We start from the raw sequence: 19,935 nt of genomic DNA, 5'->3' as shown, positions 1-19,935 counted from the left end.
TCGGGTGGGTCAGGCGCATATCACCAAACACATCTTCGTCACCGGCGGGGTTGCGTCCAGTCTCGGCAAGGGACTGACCGCGTCGAGCCTTGGTCGACTACTCAAGGCTCGTGGACTTCGTGTCACGATGCAGAAGCTCGACCCCTACCTCAACGTGGACCCGGGAACGATGAACCCGTTTCAGCACGGTGAGGTGTTCGTGACCGACGACGGGGCCGAGACCGACCTCGACATCGGCCACTACGAGCGGTTCCTCGACGTCAGCCTCGACGGCAGCGCCAACGTGACGACGGGTCAGGTCTACTCGGCCGTCATCGCCAGGGAACGCCGCGGCGGCTATCTGGGCCAGACCGTCCAGGTCGTCCCGCACATCACCGACGAAATCAAGGACCGGATCCGGCGGCTGGCCGATGACTCCGTCGACGTGGTGATCACTGAGGTCGGCGGGACCGTCGGGGACATCGAATCGCTGCCCTACCTGGAGGCGATCCGTCAGGTACGCCACGAGGTCGGTCGGGACAACGCCCTGACGGTGCACGTGAGCCTGGTCCCCTACCTCGCCCCCTCCGGAGAGTTGAAGACCAAGCCGACCCAGCATTCGGTCGCGGCGTTGCGCAGCATCGGCCTGCAGCCCGACGCCGTGGTCTGCCGGTCCGACCGGCCGCTGCCCGATTCGCTCAAGAAGAAGATCGCGATGATGTGCGACGTCGATGACGAGGCCGTCGTCGGGGCGCCGGACGCGAGTTCCATCTACGACATCCCCCGGGTGCTGCACCGCGAGGGCCTCGACGCCTACGTGGTGCGTCGGCTCGGGCTGTCCTTCCGCGACGTCGACTGGACGGAGTGGGACACGTTGCTGCGGCGGGTGCACCACCCGGCCAACACGGCGACGATCGCGATCGTCGGCAAGTACGTGGATCTCCCCGACGCCTACCTCTCGGTGACCGAGGCCCTGCGCGCCGGCGCCTTCGCCACCGACACCCGGGTGGACCTGCGGTGGGTCACCTCGGACGAGTGCTCTTCCCCGGATGCGACGGCCACCCTGCTCGACGGGATCGACGGGGTCATCGTTCCCGGTGGTTTCGGGGTGCGGGGCATCGAGGGCAAGCTCACCGCGCTGCGGCACGCCCGCGAGAACGGCATTCCGACCCTCGGTATCTGCCTCGGCCTGCAGTGCATGGTCATCGAGGCGGCCCGCAGTCTCGCCGGCCTGGAGGCGGCGAACTCCACCGAGTTCGTCCCCGAGACCCCCCACCCGGTGATCTCCACGATGGCCGACCAGCACGAGGTGGTGGCCGGCACCCGGGACATGGGCGGCACGATGAGACTGGGCCTGTACTCGTGCGTGCTGGCGCCCGGCACGCTCGCCCAGCGTGAATACGGCGCCGCCGAGGTCGCCGAGCGCCACCGGCACCGGTACGAGGTGAACAACGACTATCGGCACCGGCTGGCCGCCGCCGGGCTGGTCTTCTCCGGGACGTCACCGGACGGCCGCCTGGTCGAGGTGGTCGAACTGCCCGCCGATGTGCATCCGTACTACGTCGGCACCCAGGCACATCCGGAGTTCCGGTCCCGGCCGACCCGGGCCCATCCGTTGTTCCGGGGTCTCGTCGCCGCGGCGGTCGCGCATGCGGACCGCCGCCGCGGGATGCTGCCGGTGGACCTGCCGAGCGAGGACGCCCCCACCCCGGAGAACGGCGTCCCGGAGAACGGCGCCGCGCAGACCCGCGGCGTCACGGCTGGTCGATCCGGCGGGAGTATCCGCCGGGGCGCGAGCGCGTCCCGGCCGAGCGTCAGCTCCAACGGCACCGCCGCGCTGGTGTCCCCGTGACGGCGACCCCGCACCGGTACGAGGTCACCGAGAGCACCCTGGCCTACCAGGGGAGGGTCATCTCCGTCCGCCGCGATCAGGTGCGGATGCCGGATGGCGACATCTCGCAGCGTGATGTGGTGGTGCATCCCGGCGCCGTGGGGGTGGTCGCCCTCGACGAGGCCGATCGGGTGGTGATGGTCCATCAGTACCGTCATCCCGTCGGTGGTCCGCTGTGGGAGCTGCCCGCCGGCATTCTCGACGTGCCGGGCGAGCCGGCGTCCTCGGCCGCCGCGCGGGAGCTGGCCGAGGAGGCCGGGCTGCGCGCCGACCGCTACGATCTGCTGGTTGACGTGTGGGCCTCGCCAGGGATGACCGACGAGGCCTACCGCCTCTTCCTGGCCCGCGGGCTGCACGAGATCCCGGCCGCCGAGCGGTACGTGCCGGTGCACGAGGAGGCCGAGATGGGTCTCGCCCGCATCGACTTCACCGACGCCGTCGAACGGGTCCTGCGCGGTGAGATCACCAACGCGATGGCGGTCATCGGGCTGCTGGCCACGGCCCGGGCACGCGCCGAGAACTACGCCGGTCTGCGCCCACCCGACGCACCCTGGCCCGCTCGTCCCGCCCACCGCGGCTGAGCCACCGCCGCGCCGCGGCCCCCGTTTCTCCGCGGTGGCGTCGGTCCCGCGGTGGCGTCAGTCGTTGTGGACCAGCACGCCGGCGGCCTCGTCGACGACGAGGCCCGCCGCGGCGGCGAGGGTCACCGCGGCGATCGGGAACGCCTGCGCGACCCCGGGAACGGTGAACGTGCCATCCCAGGTCACCGCGAGGGTCACCTGGTACCGGCCCGGCCGGGCGTAGCCGTGCGCCACGTAGGCCTCGGGATGATCGCGCGGTGAGATCGCCGGGTCGTAGGGCCGGCCGGGAGCGTCCGGGCCGGTCTCGCCGTCGCCGAACTCCCAGTGATAGTGGGGAACGGCACTGATGGTCGCCACGACCGGCTGGTCGACGTTGAACGTGAACGAGTCGGGCACCGGGGTGTAGAGGATCGTGGCCAGGTTCGCGAAGCTGCGGCCGGACGGCGCAATGACGATGGACGGCTTCGGCAGGAGTCTCTCGCGCAGGTAGTTGGCGAGCGCGGCCTGCACCTGGGCGATCGGCACCGCGCCGGCGGGCAGCAGGTAGTTGAAGCAGCCCGCCACCGCCTGGTCGTACTGGGCCCGCGCCTGCGCGTCCATCGCCGGATCCGGCCCGACCGCGGTCAGCAGGTCACAGACGGCCGCCGGGTCGTCCGGACAGTCCTGGCCGCAGGCCGCGCTCCGCCGGGCCCCCGAGCCGGTCGGGATCCCGACGCGCTCCAGCGCTCCGTCGTGGTAGCGGTACTGGTAGCCGTTGTCCGTGGCCCGAGTGTCACAGGTACCCCACAGCGCGCCGACGCAGGGCACCGGGACGGTGCGTCCGGGCGCCGCGGCGGCGGGCGTCGCGCCGCCGGCGAGGCCGGTCAGGCCGACCAGTAGCAGCGCGCCGACCGCGATCAGCGCCGGGCGCGGGATCGTGCGGCGCCGGGCGGCGGTGGTCGTGCGGGCGGCGGTGGTCGTGCGGGCGGCGGTGGTCGTGCGGGCGGCGGTGGTCGTGCGGGCGGCGGTGGTCGCGTGCGGGCCGGTCGTCCCCGGGCCGGTGGTCATGCCTGGGCCGGGGCGTAGCGCAGGGTCTGGATACGCCAGCCGTGGTCGGTGAGCGACAGCTCGGCCGTGCCGACCCGGGTCGGCACGGCCGGGGCGTCGGAGACCCGCCGGCCCGCCGGGTCCAGCAGCCCCACCGCCCGGGTCCGCACGGTGAAGTCCACCTCGGTGACGAGCCCGGCCCGCGGCCGGGCGAGCACGTCGCTCAGCTGATAGGCCGGCCCGTCCGCGCGCAGCCCCCGCTGCTGGAGCGAGCGGGTCACCCCGACGTCGAGGGCGCAGGGCTGGCAGCCACCGAGCGCCGTCGGCGCGATAACCGCGACCCGACCGGCCCGCGCGGCCTCGTTGATCTCGTGAAAGTAGCCCTCGACCGTGCGGGTGGCGGCTGCGGGCGTGTCATCGACCGAACCGGGGGCCGAACCGGAGACGGAAGGGCCGCCGGAGACGGCCGTGCCCCGGTTCTGGGAACCGGGGCGGGCCGGGATCGCGGCCCCGGACGGCTCGTGCTGGTCGCCGCCGCAGCCCGCGCCCGTGAGGATGACGAGCATGGCGATGACGACCCCCAGCCGTGCGGCGTACCGTGACGACCCGTTGCCCGCCCGCACAAGTCGCCAGGATAGCCGCGGAAACGCGGTATGTGGATAGGCACCAACGGAGAACGGGGGGCAGGTCCTACTATCAGTTCGATGATGGGAGTCACCGACGGCGACCGGGTATTCCGGCTGCGCCCCCCCGCGGCCTCGGCATCCGGCGTCGGCGGGTCCTCGGATCATCGTCCGTCGGCACCTCGGCCCGGCCCGGACGACCTGGCTGGGCCGGACGACCTGGCTGGGCCGGACGACCTGGCTGGCCCGGACGACCTGGCTGGCCCGGACGACCTGGCTGGCCCGGACGACCCGCCCCGGCCTGCGGATCATCGAGCCGGGTCCCAGCTGTCCCAGCTGCGTGGCACGCCTGCCGGCGTCATCGAGCGCTATCTCCACCATCTGGAGGGCGAACGCGGACTCGCGCGCAACTCGGTACTCGCCTACCGTCGCGACCTGCGCCGCTATTGTGATCATCTCTCCGCATGCGGTCTGCCCTCGTTGGACGCGGTCGGTGAGGCGGAGGTTGCCGGATTCGCCGCCGTGCTGCGCACCGGTGACGACACGCACCCGCCGCTTGCCGCGGCGTCGGTCGCGAGGATGCTGGTCGCCGTCCGGTCGCTGCACCGCTTCGCGGCCGACGAGGGTGACGTCCCCGAGGACGTGTCCCGGCCGGTTCGACCGCCGACGCCTCCCCGGCGGCTACCGAAGGCCCTGAGCATCGACCAGGTGGTGGCCGTCCTCGCCGCGGCCGCGGGTGCGCCCCCGCCGGGATCCCCGCCGCCGTCCGGGAGACCGCAGCCGTCCGGGAGACCGCAGCCGGTGGAACCGGCCGAGGCCGTCCGTCGTCTGCGAGCGACCGCGTTGCTGGAGCTTCTCTACGGCACCGGGGCCCGGATCTCGGAGGCCGTCGGTCTCGACGTCGACGATCTCGATCTGGAGGCCGCCTCCGTGCGCCTGCATGGCAAGGGCGGACGTGACCGGATCGTCCCGCTCGGTCGGTACGCCATCGCCGCGGTGGCCGACTACCTGCGGGTGGGGCGGCCGACGCTGGTCGCCCCCCGCTCGGGGCCCGCGGTCTTCCTGTCCCGCCGCGGTAATCGCCTGTCCCGGCAGAGCGCGTGGTCGGTGCTGCGTACGGCGGCGCTCGCGGCCGGTGTGGAGGGGGTCTCACCCCATGTGCTGCGCCATTCCTTCGCCACCCACCTGCTCGACGGCGGCGCCGACGTCCGGGTGGTGCAGGAGCTGCTGGGACACGCCTCGGTCAGTACCACCCAGATCTACACCCTGGTGACGGTGGACCGGCTTCGCGAGGTGTACGCGGCCTCGCATCCACGCGCCTTGGGCGCGGCCCTGGGCTCGATCGGTCACCACTCCCGGACCTGGGGCCCGCGGACGGACCGGTGCGTGACGGGCCCGTGCATGACGGACCCGTGAGTTTCGCCGGGGCACCGCCCCGGTTCTGAGCGATGGTCGGTGTCCCGGGCGGATGTCCACCCGGGACTGTCCCCGTGAGAACGCGCCAAGTGGCGCGATGCCGTCGCGTGGGGACAGGTGGACCGGCGCGGCACGTGGATGCTCAGGATGGGGTGTACGGCCCCAGGCTGGGCATCCCGTTGGAAGGGGCCGAGGCGGGAACACCGCCGACACCGCCGACCGTCTGCGTGCTGCGCTCGGCCAGGGTTTCGCCCACCTTGCGGGCGATCGCTTCCATCAGGCGCAGTGCCTGCGGCAGCGACAGGTTCAGCACCACTTCGCTGTCGTTTGTCATCGCGAAGCGAACCGACACGTCCGCCATTGCTCGACCTCTCTCGCCTGACTCCGAAGATCTGCTCGATGTGTGTGAAACGGAACGGTACGGCCCATCTGAGACCAATGCGCGCGCGGGGTTCCTGGAAGTACCGGCGGTTTCGCTTTTCGTGTCTACTCGCTCACCAAGTGTCGCGGTCCAAGAGCTGTAGCTGTCAGTCACGTGGGCTGCTCCTCTGCCGGTGGCGACGTGTATGGACCCGGTCGATCCGGATCTCCCCGCGGGGGGCGAGCTCGGAAAAATCGGGCACGTAGCTGTCCCGTTGTCTCTGCATAGTCCCTCATTGCAAGGAGCTGTCCGCAAGGGGGTGTACTTGTCATGCATCGTCATGTCGGAGGGTGAACGGGTTGGTTCCCACCGTTCTGGGAACGCTTTCACGGGTGTCACGCAGCCGGGCGGCCAAAGCCCGGATCGGGCAGGATGGCAGGGTGGCTTCGACTGACCGCGTCCGGCCGGACGTCCCCGCGCTGACCATCGGTATCCTCGGCGGCTCGGGTCCGCAGGGCGGGGGCCTCGGCCTGCGGTTCGCCGCCGCCGGCCATCTCGTACTGATCGGGTCCCGCTCGACCGAACGCGGCCAGCAGGCCGCGGCCGCGCTCGCGCGCCCCGGCCTGCGCATCGAGGGCGCGGGCAACGCCACGGTCGCCGAGCGCGCCGATGTCGTCATCATCGCGGTTCCCTGGGAGGGCCATCGCCAGACCCTGGCCGCCCTGCGGGAGCCATTGGCCGGGAAGATCGTGATCGACTGCGTCAACCCCCTCGGCTTCGACAAGGGGGGTGCCTTCGCGCTCGCGGTGCCCGAGGGCAGCGCCGCGCAGCAGGCGGCCGCCGTCCTGCCGGACAGCACCATCGTGGCGGCCTTCCACCACGTCTCCGCGGTGCTGCTGGCCGATGACGCGGTCACGAAGATCGACACGGACGTCCTGGTCCTCGGCGACGATCGGGCCGCCACCGATCTGGTGGCCGCGCTCGCCGAGCGCATTCCCGGCATGCGGGGCATCTACGCCGGCGCGTTGCGCAACGCCGGTCAGGTCGAGGCGTTGACCGCGAACCTGATCTCGGTCAATCGCCGGTACAAGTCACACGCCGGCCTGCGGGTCACCGATGTCTGAGCGGCGTCCGGACGGGCTACGTCCGGACGTGGCCCGTTTGGATGTGGCCCGTTTGGATGTGGCCGCGGTGGCGAATGGGCGGGAAGGAGAGGCGGGGACGGCCCCCCGGGACGACCTGGGCCACCCGGTGGCGGTTCCGGCGCGGGTGGAACGGATCGTCTCGCTCGTTCCCAGCCTCACCGAGTCGATCGCCGTCACCGCGCCCGGTCTGCTGGTGGGTGCCACCGACTGGTGCAGCCATCCCGCGGGGCTGGCCGTCGCTCGGGTCCGGGGGACGAAGAACCCCGACCTCGACACCATCGTCTCCCTGGCCCCGGACCTGGTCTGCGCGAACGCCGAGGAGAACAGGGAACCCGACCTCGCCGCGCTGCGCCGGGCCGGGTTCGCCGTGTGGGTCACCGCCCCCACCACGGTCGATCAGGCTCTGGTGAGCCTGGACCGGATGCTGCGCCTGGCCTGCGGGTTGGCTCGTCCCGGCTGGCTCGACGTCGCCCGGCAGGCCTGGGCCGTGCCGGCCGCCGGACCGCGACGGCGGGCGTTGGTGCCGATCTGGCGCCGGCCGTGGATGGCGGTCGGCCGGGACACCTTCACCGGCGACGTGCTGCGCCGACTGGGGGTCGACAACGTGCTGGCGGACTCGCCGGACCGCTACCCTCGGATCGATCCCGCGGCCGTCCCGCCCCATGACCTGGTGGTCCTGCCCGACGAGCCGTACCCCTTCAGCCCGTCGGACGGGCCCGAGACCTTCAGCGCGCCCGCGGTCTGCGTGTCCGGCCGCCTGCTGACCTGGTACGGCCCGTCCCTGGTCGATGCGTGGTCCGTGCTCGCGGCGGCGCTGGCCCGGACCGGCGATGGACCGGGGTGACAGCGCCGCCGGCACCGCCGGCCGGGTGACTGATCAGTAGCTGTGCTCGATCGTCGGGTACCTGCCGTCCCGGACGTCCGCGCGGTAGGCTCGGGCGGCGTCCGCGAGAATCGTGCGCAGATCCGCGTACCGCTTGACGAACCGTGGCGTGCGGCCGCCGCTCAGCCCGGCCATGTCCTGCCAGACCAGCACCTGGGCATCGCATCCCGAGCCGGCTCCGATACCCACGGTGGCGATGCGCAACTCCTTCGTCACCCGGGTGGCCAGATCGGCGGGAACCACCTCGAGCACGACCGCGAACGCGCCGGCCGCCTCGAGCGCCAGCGCGTCGGCCAGCAGGATCTCGCCGGCCTCGTCGCGGCCCTGGACCCGGTAGCCCCCGATGGTGTGGATGCTCTGCGGGGTCAGCCCCAGATGCCCGATAACGGGGATGCCGGCGCCGACCAGGGCGTCCACCGCCCGGACCACCCGGGAACCGCCCTCGAGTTTCACCGCGTGCGCCCCGCCCTCCTTGAGGAAGCGGGTAGCGCTCGCCAGTGCCTCGGCAGGCCCCCCCTGGTACGACCCGAAGGGCAGATCGGCGACGACCATCGCGTGCGGTGCTCCGCGGACCACCGCCCGGACCAGCGGCAGCAGCTCATCGACGGTGATCGGCACGGTCGTGTCGTAGCCGTAGACGACGTTGGCGGCCGAGTCCCCGACCAGCAGGACGGGGATCTCCGCCTCGTCGAAGACGGCGGCGGTGGTGGCGTCGTACGCGGTCAGCATCGACCACTTCTCGCCCCGGTTCTTCGCCGCGGCGACGTCGCGCACTGTGAAACGGGACCGGAGTGGCCGCGGCGGCGTGGTCGGCGCGCCGTAGGGCGTCGCCGCCGGGTCCGCCGGGTGGGGCGCCGGGTGGGTGGGTGTGTCTGAAGCATCCATGAGCGCTCCTGTACGTCCGTCCGGGCGCTGGGCGTCCCGGCGTCCCCCTCATGCTGCCACCAACGGCCGCCACGCGGAGAGCCCGTGGTGGAGCAGATCCACCCAGCCCCGAGGTGGCTGTTCGGGCTGGGGCGTTCGGGCGGTGGTTTCGTGGTGGACCGTGGCCCGATCGGGGTGGAACGCGACGCACGCCACGCCGCTGCCATGGCAAACGGATGCGTCTTGACCGGCTGGGACGTATGCTGATCTTGAAGTGCGGCGAGAACGTGCGGCGCGATCAAGGTGGCGGGTGGCCTTTCCATGCGGATGCATCGGCACGGCGGCGACGGAGCGGGCGGGGGATCAGGCCGGTGTCCCGCCTGATGGCCACCCGGGACGTGCGCGCTGCGCATCCTCGGCGACCGTCCGACCGGGTGCCCTCCGGGGTCCGCGTCTCCCGCGCTCCCGGTCGTCCGAGGGACACCCGCTGCGATGAGGCGATCATCGATGCCGCGCTGCACGAGCTCGCGACGGTCGGCTTCGCGAGCCTGTCGATGGAGGCGGTGGCGACCAGCGCCGGGGTCGGCAAGGCGACGGTCTATCGCCGGTGGCCAACGAAGGACGCCCTGATCGGGGACGCGTTGGACACCCTGGCCGACAGCCTCGACGCGGTCGAGACCGGCTCCCTGCGCGACGACCTGGTGGCCTGGCTGAACGCGCTGCGCCGGCACAACCTCCAGTCGTTGTCCGGGCGGATCATGCCGAAGCTCGTCGCCGAGCGGAGCACGCACCCGGAGTTGTTCGCCACCTACTCGCAGAAGGTGATCGAGCCGTCGCGGGAGAAAGCGGCCGCCATGCTCCGGCGCGGCATCGAATCGGGGGAACTCGCCGCGGACGTCGACGTCGACCTCGTCGTCGACATGCTGGTCGGGCCGGTCGCCTATCGGCAGTACATGAGTGGTGACTGCGAGGTGAGCGGAACGCGGATCGCGAAGATCGTCGACACCATCCTCGGTGGCATCCGCTGCCGGCAGGGTGCGCGGCCGACGGCGGAGGCGTCCGCGTGACGCTGAGCCACGCTCGTCACGCTGAGCCGCACCCGTCACGCTGAGCATCCCGCTCGCCGGGGGCACCATGCGTCCGCGAGTAGCATCGCGAACGGGCCAGGAAGGCCCGCCGCGGGGCCGCCTGCCGGCCGGCGACGCACCGGCGACGCGATCCCCGCATCCGTGTTCCCAGCGCAACAGGAGAGATTCGGTGTCCGACGTCCGCGTTACCGTTCAGCACGCCCAGCGCAGCGATCCGCGGGTGGTGCCGACCGGGACGACGGCCGCCGAGCTGTTCGCCGACGACCGGAACGTGATCGCGGCTCTGGTTGACGGTCAGCAGCGTGATCTCGCTCATGTTCTCGCCGACGGGGTCGTCGTCGAGCCGATCATGATCGACTCGCCGGCCGGGCGGGCGATCGTCCGGCACTCCACCGCGCACGTCGTCGCCCAGGCGGTCCAGGAGCTCTTCCCGAAGGCACGCCTGGGCATCGGGCCGCCCATCGACGACGGTTTCTACTACGACTTCGACGTCGAGTCCCCGTTCACCCCGGACGACCTCAGGGCCATCGAGAAGAGGGCGCAGGCGATCATCAGGGCCGGCCAGCGCTTCTCCCGGCGGGTCGTCACCGAGCCCGAGGCCCGCGCGGAGCTCGCTGACGAACCGTACAAGATCGAGTTGATCGGGCTGAAGTCGAGTGACACGGCGGCCGACGACGCCGAGGCGAGTGTCGAGGTCGGGGCGGGCGAGCTGACCATCTACGACAACCTCGACGCGAAGACCGGCGAGCTGTGCTGGAAGGACCTCTGCCGCGGGCCGCACGTGCCCACCACCCGGGCCATCCCGGCCTTCGCGATCCTGCGTTCCGCCGCGGCCTACTGGCGGGGGAGCGAGAAGAACCCGCAGCTGCAGCGCATCTACGGCACCGCGTGGGAGTCGCGCGACGCGCTCAAGGCCTACCAGACCAGGCTGGCCGAGGCCGAGAAGCGCGATCACCGCAAGCTCGGCGCGGAGCTTGACCTGTTCTCGTTCCCGACCGAGATCGGCCCGGGGCTGGCGGTCTTCCACCCCAGGGGCGGCGCGATCCGCACCGCGATGGAGGACTACTCGCGGCGCCGGCACATCGAGGCCGGGTACTCGTTCGTCAACACCCCGCACATCACCAAGTCGGAGCTCTACCAGATCTCCGGGCACCTGGACTGGTTCGCCGAGGGCATGTACCCGCCCATGCAGCTCGACGGCGGCACCGACTACTACCTCAAGCCGATGAACTGCCCGATGCATATCCTGATCTTCCGGTCGCGGGGCCGGTCGTACCGGGAGCTGCCGCTGCGGCTGTTCGAGTTCGGCACGGTCTACCGCTACGAGAAGTCCGGCGTGGTCCATGGCCTGACCCGGGTGCGCGGGCTCACCCAGGACGACGCGCACCTGTTCTGCGCCCGCGAGCAGCTACCCACCGAGCTCGACAGCGTGCTGACGTTCGTGCTCGGGCTGCTGCGCGACTTCGGGCTGACCGACTTCTACCTGGAGCTGTCGACCCGGCCGGCGGGCAAGGCCGTCGGCACCGACGAGGAGTGGGCGCAGGCCACCGAACTGCTGCGGGAGGCCGCGCAGAAGCAGGACCTGGAACTGGTGATGGACCCGGGCGGCGGTGCCTTCTACGGGCCGAAGATCTCCGTGCAGGCCCGTGACGCCATCGGCCGGACCTGGCAGCTGTCCACCATCCAGGTGGACTTCCAGCTGCCGCGGCGCTTCGGCCTGGAGTACCAGGCCGCGGACGGGACCCGGCAGCGGCCGTTCATGATCCATCGGGCGTTGTTCGGCACCATCGAGCGGTTCTTCGCCATCCTGCTGGAGCACTATGCCGGGGCACTGCCGCCGTGGCTCGCGCCGGTGCAGGTGGTCGGCATCCCGATCACCGACGAGCACGTGCCGTACCTGGACGAGGTCGCCCGGCGGCTCGCCGCACACGGCCTTCGGGTGGAGGTCGACTCCTCCGACGACCGGATGCAGAAGAAGATCCGTACGGCGCAGAAGCAGAAGGTGCCGTTCATGCTGCTGGCCGGAGATTCCGATGTCGCCCAGGGTGCGGTGTCGTTCCGTTTTCGAGACGGGACGCAGCGTAATGGCGTGCCGGTGGACGAGGCCGTCGCGGAGATCCTCGACGCGGTGGAGCGCCGCCGCCAGGTCTGAGCCGCGCGGCTGGCCCCGGCCCGCGCGGCTGGTCAGGCCGGCGGGTTCTCGCGCCAGCGGGAGGTGATCGGCAGTCGGCGGTCGCGGCCGAACGCCTTGGAGGTCACCTTCGGCCCGGGCGGGTTCTGGCGGCGCTTGTACTCGGCGAGGTCGACGAGCCGGATCACCTTGTCCACCACGGCCGGATCGTGCCCGGCCGCGATCAGCTCGGCCCGGCCCCGGTCGTGGCTGACGTAGTCGTCCAGGACGGGATCGAGGATGCCGTAGTCGGGCAGCCGGTCGGAGTCGAGCTGACCCGGGGCGAGCTCGGCGGACGGCGCCTTGACGATGATCTCCTCGGGAATGGGTGGCACCTCGCCACGCTTCTCCGCGGCGGCGTTGCGCCAGCGCGCCAGCCCCCAGACGCGGGTCTTCGAGACGTCCTTGATGGGGGCGTAGCCGCCGGCGCTGTCTCCGTAGAGGGTGGAGAACCCCGTTGCCAGCTCGCTTTTGTTGCCGGTGGTGAGGATCAGGTGCCCATGCTGGTTCGACAACGCCATGAGCAGCGTTCCGCGTACCCGGGCCTGCAGGTTCTCGTCCGCGAGGCCGTGCAACCCGCCGAGGGCGGCGGCGGCGGCGCGGAACGCGGCGGCGATCGGCTCGATGGGCACCACGGCGTGCCGCGTGCCCTGGCGGCGGGCGAGTTCGGCGGCGTCGGTCACCGAATGCCCCGACGAGTAGCCCGAGGGCAGGGCGACAGTGTGGACGGCGTCGGCGCCGATCGCGTCGACCGCGATGGTCGCGACGAGCGCGGAGTCGATACCGCCGGACAGCCCGAGCGCCACCGAGGAGAAGCCGTTCTTACGGATGTAGTCGCGGGTGGCGGTGACCAGCGCGGTGTACAGCTCCCCGGCGGGCTCGGGGCGGTCGGCGACGACCGGCGGCAGGGGGGCGAACGGTGCCAGCGGCTCGGCGGCCAGTACCGTGCGCGTCACCGTCATCGTCGTGCCGTCCTCGGCGTCAACGGCCCCGGCGTCAACGGCCCCGGCGTCAACGGCCCCGGACACCGCCCGCGCCGGGCCGGAACCGGCCGCGGGCAGGTCCAGGTCGGTGATCAGCAGCGCCTCGCTGAAGACCGGCGCCCGCGCGACGAGTTCCCCCGCGGCGTCGACGACGAGGGAGTCCCCGTCGAAGACCAGCTCGTCCTGCCCGCCGACAAGGTTGACGTAGGCCAGGGCGGCCGCGGCCTCCCGGGCGCGCTCGGCACACAGGGCGTCGCGCTGGAAGGACTTCCCCTGCTCGTAAGGGGAGCCGTTGATGCACAGGACGAGGCCGACCCCGGACCGGCGGGCCACGGTGATCGGCCCGCCCTGCTGCCACAGGTCCTCGCAGATCGTCAGGCCCACGTCGATCCCGTGCAGCCGCAGCACCGGAAAGGCCATGCCGGGCACGAAGTAGCGGAACTCGTCGAAGACGCCGTAGTTCGGCAGGTGATGCTTGGCGTAACGTGCGACGACCTCGCCGCCCCAGAGCACCGCGGCGGCGTTCTGCGGTTCACCGGCCGGGCGTCCCACATTCGGCGCGGGTTGCGCGGATGCGTCGAGGTAGCCGACGACGACGGCGATCTCGCCACACCCCTCCTCGGCCAGCCGGCGGGCCAGAGCTACCAGCGCCCGCTGGCTCGCGGCGACGAAGGAGCGGCGCAGGACGAGGTCCTCCGGCGGATAGCCGGTCAACGTGAGTTCACCGAAGGCGATCAGATGAGCGCCGTCGGCGACGGCCCGTTTCGTCCAGGTGCTGACCAGGTCGGCGTTACCGGCGAGGTCCCCGACGGTCGTGTCCACCTGGGCGAGGGCGATCCGCAGCTGGGCCATGGTTGCAGCGTAGGTGGTCGCGGCGTGGGCCGTTAGGTCCCGTGTCGGGAGGGTAGGTAACACGCCGTTGGCGGACGGGTTGCTACCAGGCAACATCACGGCGATGAACGGATGTAGTCGCTAGGGTCGGGATAAGCACATCGGGTGGCCCGTATCGTCGAGTCCACATCCTCAGCGCGGAGGCACTATGGACAAACAGCAGGAGTTCGTTCTCCGGACTCTGGAGGAGCGGGACATCCGCTTCGTTCGGCTCTGGTTCACCGACGTACTCGGGTACCTGAAGTCGGTGGAGATCGCCCCCGCGGAGCTGGAGGGGGCGCTGGCGGAGGGTATCGGTTTCGACGGATCCGCCATTGAGGGCTTTGCGCGGGTACACGAGGCCGACATGCTGGCCCGGCCCGACCCCTCCACCTTCCAGGTGCTTCCCTGGCGCGGTGAACATCCGCTTACGGCCCGGATGTTCTGCGACCTCGTGATGCCGGACGGCACGCCCGCCGCCGCCGACTCGCGCTGGGTGCTGCGGAGCGCGCTGGCCAGGGCGGCCGACGCGGGGTTCACGTTCTACACCCATCCGGAGATCGAGTTCTTCCTGCTCAGGGAGCCGCCGAAGCGGGGTGGCCCGGTGCCCCCGCCGGTGGACGAATCAGGCTACTTCGACCTGACCCCCAATGACATCAGCCATGATTTCCGGCAACAGGCCATCAGCATGCTCGAACGGCTGGGCATCTCGGTGGAGTTCAGCCACCACGAGGTGGCCCCCGGCCAGCAGGAGATCGATCTTCGCTACGCCGACGCCCTCACCATCGCCGACAACATCATGACCTTCCGCCAGGTGGTCAGGGAGGTGGCGTTGCGGCAGGGTATTTACGCCACCTTCATGCCCAAGCCGTTCGGTAACCAGGCCGGGTCGGGGATGCACACCCATCTGAGCCTTTTCGAGGGCGACCGTAACGCCTTTCACGACCCGACCGACGACTATCAGCTGTCCAAGGTGGCGAAGGCCTTCATCGCCGGGCTCCTCGCGCACGCCGCCGAAATCACCGCGGTGACCAACCAGTGGGTGAACTCCTACAAGCGGCTCATCGGCGACCAGCGGGTCGGCGAGGTGCTGGAGGCGCCGGCCTATGTGTGCTGGGGCCACAACAACCGTTCGGCGCTCGTGCGGGTTCCGCTCTACAAGCTCCACAAATCCAACGCCACCCGGGTGGAGTTCCGGCTGCCGGACAGCGCGTGCAACCCGTATCTCACCTTCGCCCTGGTGCTGGCAGCCGGCCTGCGGGGTGTCCAGGGCGGTTATGAGCTGCCACCGGCTTCGGCGGACGATGTCTGGACGCTCACCGACACGCAGCGCCGTGAGCGCGGGATCACCGCCCTGCCCGGCTCGCTCGCCGAGGCGGTCAAGGTGATGGAGCATTCCGCGCTTGTGCGGGAGACCCTCGGCGACGAGTTGTTCGACTTCTTCCTGCGGAACAAGCGGGCCGAGTGGCTGGAATACCGTCGGCAGGTGACCCCGTTCGAGATCGACCGGTACCTGCCGGTGCTATGACCGGGCGGACCGGCACCCGGCCCCCCACGGTCGGGCCGGGACCAGTCGGGGCGGGATCGGTCCCGGCCCATCCGCGGGGGAGTTCGGTCGCCGCGCAGCTCGCGCGGCTCGGCTTCACCGACGTCGACCGGGTCGAGACGACGATGCGCCGCCTCGGCCTGCTCACTCCGGCCGTCCAGCCGCCCACCGCCGGCAGGGATGTCCTGCCCGGTCCCGCCACCGTGGGAATCGTGCGCGAGGAACGGCTCGAGGCCAATGTCGTGGCCGGCTCGCTGGCGGCCGCGGCCGATCCGGACCGGGCTCTCGCCGCGCTGGACCGGCTCGTGGACGCCCTCGGCCCGGCCGGGGGCGCGGCCCTCGTCGGCGCGCTGGCCCGCCACGAGGGGCTGCGGGACCGGCTCGCCGCCGTGCTCGGCGCGAGCATCGCGCTTGGCGATCATCTTGCCCGCCATCCGGCGGACTGGCGCATCCTGGAAGCCGACGAGGTGGTCACCACCCCGCCGGATGCGGCGAGCGTGCGGGCGGGTCTGCTGCGCGCGGTCGGCGCGGATCAGGACGATCCGGCGCCCCGGGCGGCGGGCGACGGTCCCCAGATCCTCGACGCCCTGCGGATCGCGTACCGCAGGGCGCTGCTGGTCCTCGCGGCGCGGGACCTGACCGGCGCGGTGCCACTCGACGAGGCCACGGCCGAACTCGCCGATCTGGCAGGATTCGCGCTGGACGCGGCGCTGGCGGTCGCCCGTGCCGGGCTCGACCCGCGGCTGCCCCCGGTCCGGCTCGCCGTGATCGGCATGGGCAAGTGCGGCGGACGGGAACTGAACTACGTCAGCGACGTCGATGTTGTGTTCGTCGCCGAGCCGACGGCACCGCGCGATGCGGCGAACGGTACGGCGAACGGGGGGAAGAGCGGGGCGGAACCGGCCGGGCCGGCGGTACTGACGGCGGCGACGCGGCTGGCGGAGGGGCTGGTCCGGGCCGCCGGCACCGTCACCGCTGCCGGTGCGCTGTTCCAGGTCGATGTGGGGCTTCGCCCGGAGGGCCGGGACGGTGCCCTGGTCCGCACGCTCGCCAGCCACCACGCCTACTACCGTCGCTGGGCCCGGACCTGGGAGTTCCAGGCGTTACTCAAGGCCCGCCCGATCGCGGGAGACCTGGCGTTGGGCGCCGAGTTCTGCGCGATGGTCGCGCCCATGGTGTGGACGGCGGCCTCCCGTCCCGGCTTCGTGGCCGACGTGCGGGCGATGCGGCGCAGGGTGGAGTCGACACTGTCCCGCGCGGAGGCGGAGCGCAATCTCAAGCTGGGCCCGGGCGGCCTGCGCGACGTCGAGTTCGCCGTCCAGCTGCTGCAACTCGTCCACGGCCGGGTGGATGCCAAGCTGCGGGTCGCCTCCACCCTGGGCGCCATCGACGGTCTGGCCCGCGGCGGCTACGTCGGTCGGCGCGACGCGGCCGGGCTCGCCGACGCCTACCGTTTTCTCCGTAACGCCGAGCACCGCCTTCAGCTGCAACGGCTGCGCCGGGTGCACACGCTGCCCCGGGATTCCACCGAGCTGCGCTGGCTGGCCCGGTCGATGGGGTTGCGCACGGCGGAGGCGTTCGAGGAGGCCCACGCTCGGGTGGTCCGATCCGTCCGATCGCTGCACGAGAAGCTCTTCTACCAGCCGTTGCTGGAGGCGGTCGCCCGCCTGTCGACGGAGGAGATCCGCCTCACCCCCCAGGAGGCGGCCGACCGGCTGGCCGCGCTCGGCTTCGCCGCGCCGGACCGGTCGTTGCGCCATATCGAGGCGCTGACCAGCGGGGTGAGCCGGACGGCCGCGATCCAACGCCACCTGTTGCCGACGATGCTGCCCACCTTCGCCGACGCCCCCGATCCCGACGCCGGGCTGCTGGCCTATCGGCGGGTCAGCGAGGCACTCGGGCGTACCCCGTGGTATATGCGGCTGCTGCGGGACTCTGCCGGCGCCGCGTACCGGCTCGCCCGGGTGCTCGCGACCAGCCGGTACGTGGCGGACCTGATGGCCCGTGCGCCGGAGTCGGTGCGGCTGCTGCGCACCGAGGACGATCTCGTCCCGGTGCCGCGGGAGGCACTGGTCCGGACCATGGTGGCGATCGCCCACCGCAACCCCGACTGGGAGGAGGCCGTCGGGCGGGCCCGGGCGGTGCGCCGCGTCGAACTGGTCCGGGTCGCCTGCGCGGACCTGCTCGGCCTGCAGGACGTCGCAGCCGTGGGCCGGGCGCTGGCGGACGCCGCGGCCGCCACCATTGCCGCGTCCCTGCTCGTCGCCGAGCGCAGGGTCGCCGGAGGTGACCCGGAGTCGTTGCCGGCGCGGATCTCGATGATCGCGATGGGCCGGCTCGGCGGCGCGGAGATGTCCTACGGCAGCGACGCCGACGTGCTGTTCGTGCACGAGGCCAGGCCAGGAGCGTCGGCGGACCGGGCGAGCAGGGCCGTCGCCGAGGTGGTCGGTGAGCTGCACCGGCTGCTGGCCGTTCCCGGACCCGATCCGGCGCTGCGCCTGGACACGGCGCTGCGTCCGGAGGGGCGCAGCGGCCCGGCCTCGCGCACGCTGGAGGCGTACGCGGCCTACTACCAACGGTGGTCGCAGGAGTGGGAGTCGCAGGCGCTGCTGCGGGCGGAGCCCCTGGCCGGTGATCCCGGGCTCGCCTACCGGTTCTGCCGGCTGGCGGACATGGTGCGTTACCCGACCACGCTTCCCGCGGGCGCCCTGGACGAGATCATCCGCCTGCGCGGGCGGATGGAGCGGGAACGGATCCCACGGGGAGTCGATCGTACGCTGCACCTGAAGTTCGGCCCCGGGGGGCTGACCGACGTGGAATGGGCGGTGCAGATCCTCCAGTTGCGCCACGGCCGGCAGATTCCCACGCTGCGCACGACGTCGACGCTCGAAGGCCTGGGGGCCGCGGTCGTCGCCGGTCTGCTCGACGCGAGCGAGGCGGAGATCCTGCGCGCGGCCTGGATGTCCGCCTCCCGCATCCGCAACGCGAGCACGCTGGCCGGCTGGCCGCGTCCGGACGTCGTCCCCGACCGCCCGCCCGGTCTGGAGGCGATGGCGAGCGCGGCGGGATACCCCTCCGACCGGGCCGGCGAGCTCGTCGCCGAGCACCGCCGGTCGGCGGCGCTGGCCCGCGCCGTCGTCGAGGAGGTGTTCGCGCGCGAGCGGACCGCGGATTTCGGCTAGTACGTCCGGTGGTGCCGGAACCGCGCCACCGTAAGACCGGGCGGCAGGCGGTCGTGTCGTCGGGAGCACCGCCACGGCCGCCTGTACTCCGGGATGGTGACCGTTCGTCAGACGGTCGCCTCGGCCGGGGTCGGGGTGGTCTGGGACGGCACGAACAGCGTCGGCTTGTCGCCGGCCAAGGCGCTGCAGCAGGTGTCGATCATGAGCGCGGAGACCAGGTACGGGTCCATGTTCGCGTTCGGGCGGCGGTCTTCCAGCCAGCCCTTCTTGGCCTTCTCGACAGCCCACGGAATGCGGATCGACGCGCCGCGGTCGGAGGCGCCCCAGGAGAACTTGTTCCACGGAGCTGTCTCGTGCTTACCGGTCAGCCGGTCCTGGATGCCGTGACCGTAGTGGGTCACGTGCTCCAGCACCCGGGTGCCGAGCGCCTCGCAGCAGGCGACGATGGCGTCCCAGCCCTCCATCGTCTGCCTGGTGGAGAAGTTGGTGTGCGCGCCGGCGCCGTTCCAGTCGCCCGGGATCGGCTTGGCGGCGAACGACACCTCGACGCCGTAGTCCTCGGCGATCCGGTGGAGCAGCCAGCGGCCCAACCAGATCTGGTCGCCGATCGCCGGGGCGGGGAGCACGCCGATCTGGAACTCCCACTGGCCCATCATGACCTCGGCGTTGGTGCCCTCGATGGCGAGACCGGCGTCGAGGCAGGCCTGCGCGTGCCTCTCGACGATCTGGCGGCCGGGCATCTTCGAGCCGCCGACGCCACAGTAGTACGGTCCCTGCGGCGCGGGGTAGCCGACCTCCGGCCAGCCGTAGGGACGGCCGTCCTTGAAGAAGGTGTACTCCTGCTCGATGCCGAACATCGGCGTCATGTCGGCGTACTTCTCGGCGACGGTCCGGGCGGCGGCCCGGGTGTTCGTCGGGTGCGGCGTGAAGTCGGTCAGCTCGACCTCGCAGAGCACCAGGAGGTTGTCGCCACCCCGCAGCGGGTCGGGCGTGACGAAGACGGGCCGCAGCACGCAGTCCGAGTTCGATCCGGGCGCCTGGTTGGTGCTCGAGCCGTCGAAGCCCCAGATCTCCGGTTCCTTACCGTCCCTGATGATGCGGGTCTTGCTGCGCATCAGCGGCTCGGGCTCGGTGCCGTCGATCCAGATGTACTCGGCCTGATAACTCACTCATACTCCCCGTGGTTGATCCTGCACGTTACGGAGCGACTTCGTGATCGGCCTGGCCAGCCGACCCAGGCCGCGAATGACGGGAGGGTTCGACCGGAGCCTTGTCGTGCCCAGTTACCTTCCTGTTCCGCGATTGTTAATTTTTGGTCTCTGCTATG

At 71.6% G+C, this 19,935-nt stretch carries 15 protein-coding genes; 9 read left to right on the top strand and 6 right to left on the bottom strand.

Going from position 1 to position 19,935, the window contains the following annotated elements; all coding sequences use genetic code 11:
• The first annotated feature begins 4 nt into the window (after nt 1-4).
• Together FRANCCI3_RS15870 and FRANCCI3_RS15865 are read left to right on the top strand one after the other, a co-directional pair.
• Nucleotides 5-1,831, top strand: a complete 1,827-nt coding sequence (locus FRANCCI3_RS15870; RefSeq protein ID WP_011437542.1) for a CTP synthase — start codon at nt 5-7, stop codon at nt 1,829-1,831.
• Nucleotides 1,828-2,451 (top strand): NUDIX domain-containing protein, encoded by a 624-nt coding sequence (locus tag FRANCCI3_RS15865; RefSeq protein WP_011437541.1) that lies wholly within the window; start codon nt 1,828-1,830, stop codon nt 2,449-2,451. Before FRANCCI3_RS15870 ends, FRANCCI3_RS15865 begins: the two co-directional genes overlap by 4 nt.
• A 57-nt stretch (nt 2,452-2,508) precedes the next feature.
• Here the strand turns inward: FRANCCI3_RS15865 and FRANCCI3_RS15860 are convergent, their stop codons facing one another.
• Together FRANCCI3_RS15860 and FRANCCI3_RS15855 are read right to left on the bottom strand one after the other, a co-directional pair.
• Nucleotides 2,509-3,498 (bottom strand): PKD domain-containing protein, encoded by a 990-nt coding sequence (locus FRANCCI3_RS15860; protein WP_011437540.1) that lies wholly within the window; start codon nt 3,496-3,498, stop codon nt 2,509-2,511.
• Entirely contained in the window at nt 3,495-4,100 is a 606-nt protein-coding gene (locus FRANCCI3_RS15855) for a hypothetical protein (protein ID WP_011437539.1), read from the bottom strand. The genes FRANCCI3_RS15860 and FRANCCI3_RS15855 overlap by 4 nt, the downstream gene beginning before the upstream one ends.
• A gap of 84 nt (nt 4,101-4,184) precedes the next feature.
• Between FRANCCI3_RS15855 and FRANCCI3_RS15850 the strand changes: the two genes are divergently transcribed.
• Nucleotides 4,185-5,516 (top strand): site-specific tyrosine recombinase XerD, encoded by a 1,332-nt coding sequence (locus FRANCCI3_RS15850; protein WP_011437538.1) that lies wholly within the window; start codon nt 4,185-4,187, stop codon nt 5,514-5,516.
• A gap of 142 nt (nt 5,517-5,658) precedes the next feature.
• Here FRANCCI3_RS15850 and FRANCCI3_RS15845 read toward each other — a convergent pair whose 3' ends face one another.
• Complete coding sequence (locus FRANCCI3_RS15845; RefSeq protein WP_023841797.1) at nt 5,659-5,877, bottom strand: hypothetical protein; 219 nt, start codon at nt 5,875-5,877, stop codon at nt 5,659-5,661.
• Nucleotides 5,878-6,317: 440 nt separating this feature from the next.
• Between FRANCCI3_RS15845 and npdG the strand changes: the two genes are divergently transcribed.
• A complete protein-coding gene (gene npdG, locus FRANCCI3_RS15840) occupies nt 6,318-7,001 on the top strand; it encodes an NADPH-dependent F420 reductase (RefSeq protein WP_023841798.1) in 684 nt (227 codons plus the stop codon).
• Nucleotides 6,994-7,866, top strand: coding sequence for a helical backbone metal receptor (locus FRANCCI3_RS15835; protein WP_011437535.1), 873 nt, complete (start codon nt 6,994-6,996; stop codon nt 7,864-7,866). Before npdG ends, FRANCCI3_RS15835 begins: the two co-directional genes overlap by 8 nt.
• Nucleotides 7,867-7,899: 33 nt before the next feature.
• Here FRANCCI3_RS15835 and panB read toward each other — a convergent pair whose 3' ends face one another.
• Nucleotides 7,900-8,790, bottom strand: coding sequence for a 3-methyl-2-oxobutanoate hydroxymethyltransferase (gene panB, locus FRANCCI3_RS15830; RefSeq protein ID WP_011437534.1), 891 nt, complete (start codon nt 8,788-8,790; stop codon nt 7,900-7,902).
• Nucleotides 8,791-9,140: 350 nt separating this feature from the next.
• On the opposite strand from panB, the gene FRANCCI3_RS15825 reads away from it, so the two are divergent.
• Nucleotides 9,141-9,836 (top strand): TetR/AcrR family transcriptional regulator, encoded by a 696-nt coding sequence (locus FRANCCI3_RS15825; RefSeq protein ID WP_011437533.1) that lies wholly within the window; start codon nt 9,141-9,143, stop codon nt 9,834-9,836.
• Nucleotides 9,837-10,026: 190 nt separating this feature from the next.
• Nucleotides 10,027-12,009 carry a threonine--tRNA ligase gene (gene thrS / locus FRANCCI3_RS15820; RefSeq protein WP_023841802.1) on the top strand — a complete coding sequence of 661 codons (1,983 nt, stop codon included), beginning with the start codon at nt 10,027-10,029 and terminating at the stop codon, nt 12,007-12,009.
• Between the two features lie 32 nt (nt 12,010-12,041).
• Here thrS and FRANCCI3_RS15815 read toward each other — a convergent pair whose 3' ends face one another.
• Nucleotides 12,042-13,862 (bottom strand): NAD+ synthase, encoded by a 1,821-nt coding sequence (locus tag FRANCCI3_RS15815; protein WP_011437531.1) that lies wholly within the window; start codon nt 13,860-13,862, stop codon nt 12,042-12,044.
• 187 nt (nt 13,863-14,049) lie between these two features.
• On the opposite strand from FRANCCI3_RS15815, the gene FRANCCI3_RS15810 reads away from it, so the two are divergent.
• Nucleotides 14,050-15,408, top strand: coding sequence for a glutamine synthetase family protein (locus FRANCCI3_RS15810; protein ID WP_011437530.1), 1,359 nt, complete (start codon nt 14,050-14,052; stop codon nt 15,406-15,408).
• Complete coding sequence (locus FRANCCI3_RS15805) at nt 15,405-18,608, top strand: bifunctional [glutamine synthetase] adenylyltransferase/[glutamine synthetase]-adenylyl-L-tyrosine phosphorylase (protein WP_011437529.1); 3,204 nt, start codon at nt 15,405-15,407, stop codon at nt 18,606-18,608. Before FRANCCI3_RS15810 ends, FRANCCI3_RS15805 begins: the two co-directional genes overlap by 4 nt.
• Before the next feature lie 107 nt (nt 18,609-18,715).
• On the opposite strand, the gene glnII is transcribed toward FRANCCI3_RS15805, so the two are convergent.
• Nucleotides 18,716-19,777 (bottom strand): glutamine synthetase GlnII, encoded by a 1,062-nt coding sequence (gene glnII, locus FRANCCI3_RS15800; RefSeq protein ID WP_011437528.1) that lies wholly within the window; start codon nt 19,775-19,777, stop codon nt 18,716-18,718.
• Nucleotides 19,778-19,935: the final 158 nt, after the last annotated feature.

The organism is Frankia casuarinae (genome assembly GCF_000013345.1).
GTDB classification, from domain to species: domain Bacteria; phylum Actinomycetota; class Actinomycetes; order Frankiales; family Frankiaceae; genus Frankia; species Frankia casuarinae.
The sequence above is the reverse complement of the archived record's forward strand: the minus strand, read 5'-3'. Positions and strand labels throughout refer to the sequence as shown.

Bases quoted from the DNA above. Each gene is read 5' to 3' on its own strand.
- FRANCCI3_RS15805 (WP_011437529.1), top strand. From the start codon at position 15,405: ATGACCGGGCGGACCGGCACCCGGCCCCCCACGGTCGGGCCGGGACCA.
- FRANCCI3_RS15835 (WP_011437535.1), top strand. From the start codon at position 6,994: ATGTCTGAGCGGCGTCCGGACGGGCTACGTCCGGACGTGGCCCGTTTG.
- FRANCCI3_RS15860 (WP_011437540.1), bottom strand. From the start codon at position 3,498: ATGACCACCGGCCCGGGGACGACCGGCCCGCACGCGACCACCGCCGCC.
- panB (WP_011437534.1), bottom strand. From the start codon at position 8,790: ATGGATGCTTCAGACACACCCACCCACCCGGCGCCCCACCCGGCGGAC.
- FRANCCI3_RS15810 (WP_011437530.1), top strand. From the start codon at position 14,050: ATGGACAAACAGCAGGAGTTCGTTCTCCGGACTCTGGAGGAGCGGGAC.
- FRANCCI3_RS15815 (WP_011437531.1), bottom strand. From the start codon at position 13,862: ATGGCCCAGCTGCGGATCGCCCTCGCCCAGGTGGACACGACCGTCGGG.
- FRANCCI3_RS15850 (WP_011437538.1), top strand. From the start codon at position 4,185: ATGGGAGTCACCGACGGCGACCGGGTATTCCGGCTGCGCCCCCCCGCG.
- FRANCCI3_RS15845 (WP_023841797.1), bottom strand. From the start codon at position 5,877: ATGGCGGACGTGTCGGTTCGCTTCGCGATGACAAACGACAGCGAAGTG.